The organism is Phenylobacterium sp., from assembly GCF_037968635.1.
Taxonomy (GTDB): domain Bacteria; phylum Pseudomonadota; class Alphaproteobacteria; order Caulobacterales; family Caulobacteraceae; genus Phenylobacterium.
Window position 1 is genome coordinate 1 of sequence record NZ_JBBKVV010000185.1, and the last position, 8,904, is coordinate 8,904.

9 protein-coding genes are annotated in these 8,904 nt (G+C 65.9%); 3 read left to right on the plus strand and 6 right to left on the minus strand.

Features of this window, described 5'->3' with window-relative positions; all coding sequences use genetic code 11:
* Nucleotides 1–729 precede the first annotated feature (729 nt).
* The 5 genes from AAC997_RS19805 to AAC997_RS19825 form a co-directional block, all read right to left on the minus strand.
* Nucleotides 730–1,296, minus strand: coding sequence for a GNAT family N-acetyltransferase (locus AAC997_RS19805; RefSeq protein ID WP_340647425.1), 567 nt, complete (start codon nucleotides 1,294–1,296; stop codon nucleotides 730–732).
* A gap of 191 nt (nucleotides 1,297–1,487) precedes the next feature.
* Nucleotides 1,488–3,095, minus strand: coding sequence for an acyl-CoA synthetase (locus AAC997_RS19810; protein ID WP_340647426.1), 1,608 nt, complete (start codon nucleotides 3,093–3,095; stop codon nucleotides 1,488–1,490).
* Between the two features lie 43 nt (nucleotides 3,096–3,138).
* On the minus strand, nucleotides 3,139–4,050 hold the full coding sequence (locus AAC997_RS19815; protein WP_340647427.1) for an SMP-30/gluconolactonase/LRE family protein: 912 nt from the start codon (nucleotides 4,048–4,050) through the stop codon (nucleotides 3,139–3,141).
* Between the two features lie 69 nt (nucleotides 4,051–4,119).
* Nucleotides 4,120–4,635 carry a dihydrofolate reductase gene (locus AAC997_RS19820; protein ID WP_340647428.1) on the minus strand — a complete coding sequence of 172 codons (516 nt, stop codon included), beginning with the start codon at nucleotides 4,633–4,635 and terminating at the stop codon, nucleotides 4,120–4,122.
* A 202-nt stretch (nucleotides 4,636–4,837) separates the two neighbouring features.
* On the minus strand, nucleotides 4,838–5,686 hold the full coding sequence (locus AAC997_RS19825; RefSeq protein ID WP_340647429.1) for a thymidylate synthase: 849 nt from the start codon (nucleotides 5,684–5,686) through the stop codon (nucleotides 4,838–4,840).
* A 135-nt stretch (nucleotides 5,687–5,821) separates the two neighbouring features.
* On the opposite strand from AAC997_RS19825, the gene AAC997_RS19830 reads away from it, so the two are divergent.
* A complete protein-coding gene (locus AAC997_RS19830; RefSeq protein WP_340647430.1) occupies nucleotides 5,822–6,100 on the plus strand; it encodes a hypothetical protein in 279 nt (92 codons plus the stop codon).
* Here the strand turns inward: AAC997_RS19830 and AAC997_RS19835 are convergent.
* Entirely contained in the window at nucleotides 6,097–6,639 is a 543-nt protein-coding gene (locus tag AAC997_RS19835; protein WP_340647431.1) for a DUF924 family protein, read from the minus strand. The two genes, AAC997_RS19830 and AAC997_RS19835, sit on opposite strands and share 4 nt — an antisense overlap.
* Nucleotides 6,640–6,769: 130 nt before the next feature.
* Between AAC997_RS19835 and AAC997_RS19840 the strand changes: the two genes are divergently transcribed.
* Nucleotides 6,770–7,663: an RcnB family protein gene (locus tag AAC997_RS19840; RefSeq protein WP_340647432.1), complete on the plus strand. Its 894-nt coding sequence runs from the start codon at nucleotides 6,770–6,772 to the stop codon at nucleotides 7,661–7,663.
* Nucleotides 7,664–7,829: 166 nt separating this feature from the next.
* On the plus strand, nucleotides 7,830–8,849 hold the full coding sequence (gene ilvC / locus AAC997_RS19845) for a ketol-acid reductoisomerase (RefSeq protein WP_340647433.1): 1,020 nt from the start codon (nucleotides 7,830–7,832) through the stop codon (nucleotides 8,847–8,849).
* The last annotated feature ends 55 nt before the right edge of the window (nucleotides 8,850–8,904 follow it).

An 8,904-nucleotide genomic window follows, 5' to 3' on the forward strand; every position in this document is an offset into this window, starting at 1 on the left:
GTACTAGGGCTCATGGGTGGGCGGGGCGCAGGTCCCGCTCCCGACGATGCCGATCTTGCCGAGAGAGCAGGCAAGCGGACGCTCCCAACGACCGCTCGGGGTGGGAAGCGGACATTCCGATGAAGCCAAGAAGCTGACCTTGTGCTTATGCTAGCCACAATTGAGAACGCTGGGACGCAAACGCGAGCCGCTTCAGGTGAAGATTTTCGGCCAACGAGGGGTACCGTGAGAGCGTTCGAACGTCGCCTTTATCATCCCGCCCCCTGGCGGCAAGCTATGATCCGTGGTGCTCGCGTCGTGGGGATATGTCTTCTTGGCGGAGCTGGCGCCTGGTTGCTTTCGCAAGATAGGTATGCGGGATTTGCGTTCTTCCTGTCCACGTCATGTATAGTTGGGGTTTTAGCCCTCCCCATCGTCTATATTCAGGGAGGAATAATGGATATTGCTCGGTTTCTATCTTTCCATATTGCTTTCTCTGGTTCATGTATATTTCTAATGCATTTACTACTCAGCGAATTTGCGGGACGTTGAGGTGCCCCTCTTTTCTCGCAATGCGGGACTGTTCGCTCCCACACGTTGTCGGTCGCCTCTGGAACCCAAAGGGCTAGAGCCGATCAAATCATCGGCTGGAAGCAGACCCCTTTGAGGTCCGCATTGGGTCGATTGCAGCGCTTGGCCCTCGGCGTGGAAGCGGACCTCTTAAAGGTCTCAGCGGAGGGCAACCGGGCCTCACCGGACCATGGCGTAAAGCCGGGTGTTCCTGAGAGCGCCGTCAGGCTCGGCGCGCTCATGTCTCATCAGACCCTCATAGTTCATTCCAACCCGCTCGCAGATACGCCAACTGGCGCTGTTCTGGTCATCAGGCAGGGCGACTACGCGCCGAGCCCGCAGGTGAGCGAACCCATACTCCAGGATCGCCTCCACAGCTTCGGTAACAAGGCCTCGCTTGGCGTAGGTGGAGCGGCCCCACCAGCCGATCTCCATTTTCGGAACGCTCCAGTCGGGACGGTGCAGACCGGCTGAACCGACGATCGTTCCCGTATCGCGCAATGTGATGAGCAGGGGGAAGTCAGTGCGCAGCGCGAAGGCCTCGCTGCATGCCCGACAGAACTCCTCCGACCCTTGAGCGGACGGGTCGCTCAACGACCAGCCCATCGCCGCTGGCCAACGGCGCAAGTCGTACAAGCTATCGATGATCGCATCGTGGAGCGCCCTTCCATCACCCCGTCGATGCGGACGGATCAAAAGCCGATCGGTCACGATCTGTTCGGGAATGTCTTGGAGCCACTCACGCATTTTGCGAGGCTACTCGACTGCGCCAACGGCCGCTATAGGTCGCGGGGGACCCAAGCACGATCGCCGCAAGCAGATGTCGGCATTGGGGTGACAGTGCATTTAAGTTGACCCGCCGTCTTCTACGGCCTGCCCAATCCGTGGCCCGCCGAACGCCTTGCGCGTCGGCGGGCGATCCTGGGCGACGGCTGAGCTCAGCTCGCCAGGGCGGTCTCGGCGACCTGCTTGGCGGTCGGGTAGTCGGCCTTGCCGTTGCTGGTGCGAAGGGTCTCGGTGGTGGCGACGATGCGCTTGGGGGTCTTGTAGCCGGCCAGGGCCAGGCGAACGTGGGCGCGCAGGGCGTCCTCGTTGAGGCTGGCGCCTTCCGACAGCCGGATGACACCGGTGACAGACTGGCCCCACTTTTCGTCAGGCAGGCCGATCACCAGGGCGTCCTCGACGGAGGGGTGGGTCTTGAGGGCTTCCTCGACCTCTTCGGGGAAGACCTTCTCGCCGGCGGTGTTGATGCAGGCGCTGCCGCGGCCCAGCAGGGTCAGGGTCCCGTCGGCCTCCACCAAGCACCAGTCGCCGGGGATCGAATAGCGCTCGCCATCGATGACCCGGAAGGTGCGCGCGGTCTTCTCGTCGTCCTTGTAGTAGCCGAGCGGGTTCGGGCCCTTGATGGCGATCATGCCCGACACGCCCGAGCCCGGCTCGACCGGCTGGTCGTTCTCGTCGAACACCTTGCAGCGGCCGCCCAGCATGAACTTGGCGGTGGGCGCCTCGCCGCCCTTCATCATCACCGAGGCGCCCATGCCGAGGGCTTCGGAGGAGGAGAAGGCGTCGTTGAGCATGGCGCCGGGCATGTGCTCCAGCAGGCCTTGCTTGACCTCCAGGCTCCACATCACGCCCGAAGAGACCACCACGGCGACGCTGGATAGATCATAGGCGCCTGGATTGGCGTTGAGGGTGTTGAGCAGGGGCTTGGCGAAGCTGTCGCCCACCAGCACCAGGGTCTGGGGCTTGTGACGGTCGATGACCTGCAGAAGCTCCAAGGGATCGAAGCTGGGCGCCTCGAGGGTGATCACGCAGCCGCCTGACAGCATCGCCCCCATGCCGGTCAAGAGACCGGTGCCGTGCATCAGGGGCGGAGCGGGCAGGGCGCGCCCGCCGGGGCCGGCGGCGCGAGTGGCGGCGGCGAGTTCCTCCAGGGTCTCGGGGACCGGGCCCATCATGCGGGCGGGCGCCAGGGTGATCTCGCGCAGGTCGTGGTGGGTCCACATCACGCCCTTGGGCATGCCGGTGGTGCCGCCGGTATAGATGAAGAACTGGTCGTCGCCGGACCGCTGGATATCCAGGGGGCCGCCATTACCCTCGGCGGCCAGGGTGTCGAAGGCCTCGGCGAAGGGAGCGATCTTGCCGTCCTCACCGACCTCGATCCAGGTCTTCACATTGGGTAGGCGGGGGCGGATCTCGGCGACGGCGTCGCGGAACTCCGACGAATAGACCACGGTCTGAGCGTCGGAATTGTCGAAGATGTACCAGACCTCCTGGGGCGTGTAGCGGTAGTTGACGTTGACGTGGGTCAGGCGCGCCTTCCACCCGGCGGCGACGGCCAGCAGGTATTCCGGCCGGTTGCGCATGTAGATGGCGATCTTGTCGCCGGGCTTGGAGCCGCGGGCGATCATGGCGCGGGCCAGGCTGTTGGTGATCTGGTTGGCCTGCCCCCAGTTGATCACACGGTCGCCGTGGAGGAAGGCCGGCGCCTCGGGCGGGACCGCGCCGCCGACGGCGTCCAGGATGTCTCCGAAATTCCAGCCCATCGTCTCTCTCCCAGTCTCGTCTCTTGTTCTTTTGCAGCGGCGTCTAGGCGTTGAAGTTCAGTTTCAGGCCCGGCCGGGGCCAGCGCGCCTTGAAAAGCTTGCCGGTGGCCGAGCAGGTGACCCAGGCGTCGCGCATGTCGGCGCCGCCGAAGCAGATGTTGGTGACGATGAGGTCGGGGAAGGCGAAGTGCTCATAGCTGCCGTCCGGGTCGATGACGGTGACGCCGCCATTGATGATGGTGGCCACGCAGACCTTGCCCGAGGCTTCCACCGCCAGGCTGTCGAAGAGCTGGTAGCCCGGCATGTTGGCCACCACGCGGCCGGGCGCGAAGCCGGGCGCGGGGGCGAGCACCCCCACCTCGGCGACGTCGAAGGCCCAGAGGCGGCCAAGGTTGGTGTCGGCGAGGTAGACGACCGTCTCGTCGGGCGAGAGGCCGACGCCATTGGGGGAGATCAGATGGTCGCGCTGGCGGCTGATGTAACTGCCGTCGATCCTGGCGTAGTAGAGCCCGCCGAACTTGCGGCCATCGGGCGTCGAGCAGCCGTGGTCGGAGAACCAGAAGCCGCCCTGCTTGTCGAAGACGATGTCGTTGGGGCCCACCAGCTTCTTGCCGTCGCAGGCGTCGTAGAGGGTGGTGAGCTTGCCGGTGGCCAGGTCGAAGCGCTGGATCATGCCGCCGGTGTGGCTGGCGGGCGTGGGGCCAGGGATGGTCAGGCCGCCATTGTCGAGCCACTCGAAGGAGCCGCCATTGTTGGTGATGTAGATGGCGCCGTCCGGGCCGATAGCCGCGCCGTTGGGACCGCCGCCGGTCTCGACCACGGTGGTCTTGGTTCCGTCCGGGGTGACGCGGGTCAGGCGCTGGGCCTTGATCTCGGTGAGGATCACCGAGCCGTCGTGCATGGCGATGGGGCCTTCAGGGAATTCGAATCCCTCAGCGACCAGCTGCATGTCCATGGTTTCGTCTCCCCAACGAATTTTCCGACACTATGGGTCGGTTCCGCCGGGTGAGGCCAGCCCCGAAACTCAGCGGCGTTCGAGGACGCGGATCGTGAAGGGGTGTTCGTCGTTCTCGCCGGCCAGATGGTCCTGGCTTGCGACCTCCTTCCACTGGCTCTCGTCAAAGCCCTTGAGGGTCACGTCGCCCTCGACCTGGGCATGGACCTCGGTGAGGTAGATGCGCTTGGCGCGGGGCAGGACCAGTTCGAAGAGCGAGGCGCCGCCGATGACGCAGTATTCCTCCTGACCGTCCTCCTCGGCCTGCTCGCGGGCGATGGAGAGGGCTTCGCTCAGTTCCTCGCAGACCAGGCCGCCCTTGGCCTCGAAGGAGCCGTCGCGGGAGACCACGATATTGGTGCGGCCCGGCAGCGGCGCCTTGGGCAGGCTCTGCCAGGTCTTGCGGCCCATGATCACCGGCTTGCCCATGGTGACAGCGCGGAAGTTGGCCAGGTCGGTCTTCAGTCGCCAGGGCAGGTCGCCGCCCCGGCCGATGACGCCATTTGAGGCGCGCGCGATGGGGCCGGCGGTGAGGATGGGTGTCATGGGGGGAGGTTAGCGTGATCCACCCCCGTCATCCTAGGCCTTGTGCCTAGGACCCCTCTGTCGGAGTCGCGGCGCGGCAGGGCTAAGCGTCAGTGCCGACGCTCTTCCACCCGCGCAGCATCGCGGCGAGAGGGGTCCTAGGCACAAGGCCTGGGATGACGGACGTTGGGGATGACGGGCGCGGTGTGCGGATAGCGCGCGGCTATACCGCGATCGGCGCGGCGATCTTCTCGTGGGCCTTGTAGCCGCGCAGCTTGAAGTCCTCGTACTCATAGGAGAACAGGTCGGGCTTGTCGGCGATCTCCAGGCGCGGCAGGGGCAGGGGATCGCGGGCCAGCTGTTCGCGGGCCTGGTCCAGGTGGTTCAGGTAGAGGTGGGCGTCGCCAAGGGTATGGACGAACTCGCCGGGCTCCAGGCCCACGACCTTGGCCATCATCATGGTCAGCAGGGCGTAGCTGGCGATGTTGTAGGGCACGCCGAGGAAGACGTCGGCGGAGCGCTGGTAGAGCTGGCACGACAGCTTGCCGTCGGCGACGAAGAACTGGAACAGGCAATGGCAGGGGGGAAGGGCCATGTCCTCGATCTCGGCCGGGTTCCAGGCCGAGACGATGTGGCGGCGGCTGTCGGGATTGGTCTTCAGGCTTTCCACCACCGCGGCGATCTGGTCGATGACCCGGCCGTCCGGCGCCGTCCAGGAGCGCCACTGCTTGCCGTAGACGGGGCCGAGTTCGCCCTCCGCGTCGGCCCACTCGTCCCAGATGCTGACGCCGCGCTCCTGGAGCCAGCGGACATTGGTGTCGCCGCGCAGGAACCACAGCAGTTCCACGAAGATCGACTTCCTGTGCAGCTTCTTGGTGGTGAGCAGGGGGAAGCCCTGGGCCAGGTCAAACCGCATCTGGCGGCCGAAGACGCCGAGCGTGCCGGTGCCGGTGCGGTCGCCGCGCTGGACGCCGTTTTCCAGGATATCGGCCAGCAGGTCGAGGTACTGCCGCTCCGGGTGTTCGGGGGCGGTCACGGCTTGCGGCAGGCGGAGGGCGGAAAGGGCGTTCATCGGCTCTGGCTGGTCGAGATCAGGTTGACTGATTCGCGACCGATTCGGCGGCGGCGGGAATGCGCCTTCTCATCGCGGTTGCAGATAGCGGTGGAACGTAGAAAACTCGACTCAAATGCAGTTTTGGGGCTGAAGATGATCCTCGCACTCCTGATGGCCGCCGCGCTCGGCGGCTCCGACCAACCGCCCGCCGGCGAGGCGGTTTCGACCGAGAAGGTCCCGGTCTCCGCGCCGCTGGAAAAGGGCCAGAAGCGCATCAAGATGGTCTGCCGCGAGGACGCGCCGACCGGCACCCGCCTGGCCAAGCGCACCTGCATGTCCCTCGACGAGTGGAAGCGGCGCGCGGAAGAAGACCAGGAAGCCATGCGGCAGATGGCGATGAAGTCGTCCTTCTCCGACGTCCGGGGCCGCTAGCCCGCGAACCCGCCTTCATCCAGGAATTCCTGCTCCTCCGGCGTCGTCGTGCGTCCCAGGCTGACGTTCCGGTGCGGGAAGCGCCCGAAGCGCGCGATGATGTCGCGATGGAGCTCTGCGTATCGCAGCGTCTCGGGGTCTCCCAGCGCCGTGCATAGCCGCACGGCCTCGTCTTGGTCGACCATGTCCTCCGAGTGCTCGAAGGGCAGGTAGACGAAGGGACGCAGCAGAGGCTCGATCTCGAGATCCTGGCCGGTCGCCACGGCGTGGCGGGCGATCATGCGCGCCTTGCCGTCGGTGGCGAAGGCATGGCCGGTGCCCCGCCACAGGTTGCGCGGGAACTGGTCCAGCAGGATCAGCAGGGCCAGCGATCCCTCGGCGGTCTCCATCCATTTGTCGTGACGCCCCAGGGCGGCCATGTAGTGGACCGGCTCGAACTTCAGTTGGATGGCTGAGTCGAAGTTGGGGTTCTTGGCGAACCAACGCTTCGCGCCCGCAGTGCGCCAGAAGCCGGTGATGTCGTGCGGTGTGGCGGGCATCGCGCTCTCCCAGGGTCGCCCCCTATGTCGGGCGACCGAGGATTCCGTTCAAGCACGGTTCACACAGCAGCGGCCATTAACCTTTGCCAAAGGGACATCCATCGGCCTCATGCGGCCAGGGGACAGTGACATGAAGACGGTTATCAAAGGCGCCCTGGCGCTGGTGCTGCTGGCCTCGACGGCCCAGGGGGCGCTGGCGCAGGACAACGACGGCGGCGAACGTCGTCGCGAGAGCCGCGGGGACGGAAGCTACAACCCGGCCATGCGCGCCAGCTCGCGCAATGTGCCGCCGTCGCTGCAGGAGCGGCAGCCTGCCCCCCAGGCTCAGGCGCCCCAGGCGCAGACGCCGCAACCCCAGGCTCAGGCCCAACCTCAGGGGCAATCCCCCCGCCGGCAGGGCGGGCAGGGCGGCCGCCAGGGAGACTCCAACGGGCAATCGCGCCAGCAGGGTCAGCAAGGCCAGCAGGCTCAGCAGCCCAACTCGAACGGCCAGCGCTGGAACAACGACCACGGCGGACGCCAGGGCCAGGCATGGCAGGGCCAGCAGAACAACAACAACCAGGGTGCGCGGAACAACGACCGCAGCGATCGCAACGACCGGGATGGCCGGGGTGGCCGTGACGGGCGCAACGACCGCGACCCGCGCTGGAACAACAACGGCGCCAACAACAACGGCTGGAACGGTGACGGCTGGAACAACAATGGCCGCGACTGGCGGCCCGACCGTCATCCGCAGCGCCCGAAATTCGACCGCCGCCATCACGGCCAGAACTTCCGTAGCCACCAGCGCTATCGTGGCTATGCCTATCGTCCGCCCTCGGGCTTCTACATCCGCAGCTGGGGCTATGGCGATCAGCTGCCGCGCTCGTGGTGGAGCACCCAGTACCGGCTGAACGACTGGTGGTCCTACGGCCTGCCAATCCCGCCCATCGGCTATGAGTATGTCCGGGTCGGCGACGACGTGCTGCTGGTGGACATGTTCAACGGTCGTGTGGTGCAGGTGATCTACGACGTCTTCTGGTGATCGGATCGCCCCCTCCCTGTCGCGGGGAGGGGCCTTTCACGGGACGAATTGTCCTGTAAGCGCCCGTTCGGCTTGACCTTCACGCAAAATTCCGCTGCAAAGCCCCGCCTTTGCTGCGGCGCCGTTGCGCGACGTCGTGGCGACCTTCGTCTTCAGGAGAATGACCATGCGCGTCTACTACGACCGCGACGCCGACCTCGCCCGCATCCTGGACAAGAAGATCGCCATCGTAGGCTATGGCAGCCAGGGGCGCGCGCACGCGCTGAACCTGTCGGAATCGGGCGTGAAGAACGTCGTGGTGGCGCTTCGCCCCGGCTCGGCCACCGCCAAGAAGGTGGAAGCCGACGGCCTGAAGGTGATGAGCGTCGCCGAGGCCTCGGCCTGGGCCGACGCCATCATGGTGCTGGCGCCCGACGAACTGCAGCGCGGCATCTATAACGAAGAGATCGCCCCCAACATCAAGGACGGCGCGGCCCTGCTGTTCGCCCACGGCCTGAACGTCCACTTCAACCTGATCGAGCCGAAAGACTCGATCGACGTGTTGATGATCGCCCCCAAGGGCCCCGGCCACACCGTGCGCGGCGAGTACCAGAAGGGCGGCGGCGTGCCCTGCCTGATCGCCATCCACCAGAACGCCACCGGCAACGCCCACGACTTCGGCCTGGCCTATGCCTCGGCCATCGGCGGCGGCCGCTCGGGCGTCATCGAGACCACCTTCCGCGAGGAATGCGAAACCGACCTGTTCGGCGAGCAGGCGGTGCTGTGCGGTGGCCTGGTGGAGCTGATCCGCGCCGGCTTCGAAACCCTGGTCGAGGCGGGCTACGCGCCGGAGATGGCCTATTTCGAGTGCCTGCACGAGGTGAAGCTGATCGTGGACCTGATCTACGAGGGCGGCATCGCCAACATGAACTACTCGATCTCCAACACCGCCGAGTACGGCGAGTACGTGACCGGCCCGCGCATCGTGACGCCCGACACCAAGGCCGAGATGAAGCGCGTGCTGGAAGACATCCAGTCGGGCCGCTTCGTGCGTGACTTCATGCAGGAAAACGCAGTGGGCGCGCCGAGCTTCAAGGCCACCCGTCGTCGCGGCTCCGAACACCAGATCGAGGAAGTCGGCGCCCGCCTGCGCGCCATGATGCCCTGGATCACCAAGAACAAGCTGGTGGATACCGCGCGCAACTAAGTGCGGCGCACAGCCAGACTATACGGAAAGGCCCGGACGCAAGTCCGGGCCTTTT

Bases quoted from the DNA above. Each gene is read 5' to 3' on its own strand.
- AAC997_RS19805 (WP_340647425.1), bottom strand. From the start codon at position 1,296: ATGCGTGAGTGGCTCCAAGACATTCCCGAACAGATCGTGACCGATCGG.
- AAC997_RS19810 (WP_340647426.1), bottom strand. From the start codon at position 3,095: ATGGGCTGGAATTTCGGAGACATCCTGGACGCCGTCGGCGGCGCGGTC.
- AAC997_RS19815 (WP_340647427.1), bottom strand. From the start codon at position 4,050: ATGGACATGCAGCTGGTCGCTGAGGGATTCGAATTCCCTGAAGGCCCC.
- AAC997_RS19820 (WP_340647428.1), bottom strand. From the start codon at position 4,635: ATGACACCCATCCTCACCGCCGGCCCCATCGCGCGCGCCTCAAATGGC.
- AAC997_RS19825 (WP_340647429.1), bottom strand. From the start codon at position 5,686: ATGAACGCCCTTTCCGCCCTCCGCCTGCCGCAAGCCGTGACCGCCCCC.
- AAC997_RS19830 (WP_340647430.1), top strand. From the start codon at position 5,822: ATGATCCTCGCACTCCTGATGGCCGCCGCGCTCGGCGGCTCCGACCAA.
- AAC997_RS19835 (WP_340647431.1), bottom strand. From the start codon at position 6,639: ATGCCCGCCACACCGCACGACATCACCGGCTTCTGGCGCACTGCGGGC.
- AAC997_RS19840 (WP_340647432.1), top strand. From the start codon at position 6,770: ATGAAGACGGTTATCAAAGGCGCCCTGGCGCTGGTGCTGCTGGCCTCG.
- ilvC (WP_340647433.1), top strand. From the start codon at position 7,830: ATGCGCGTCTACTACGACCGCGACGCCGACCTCGCCCGCATCCTGGAC.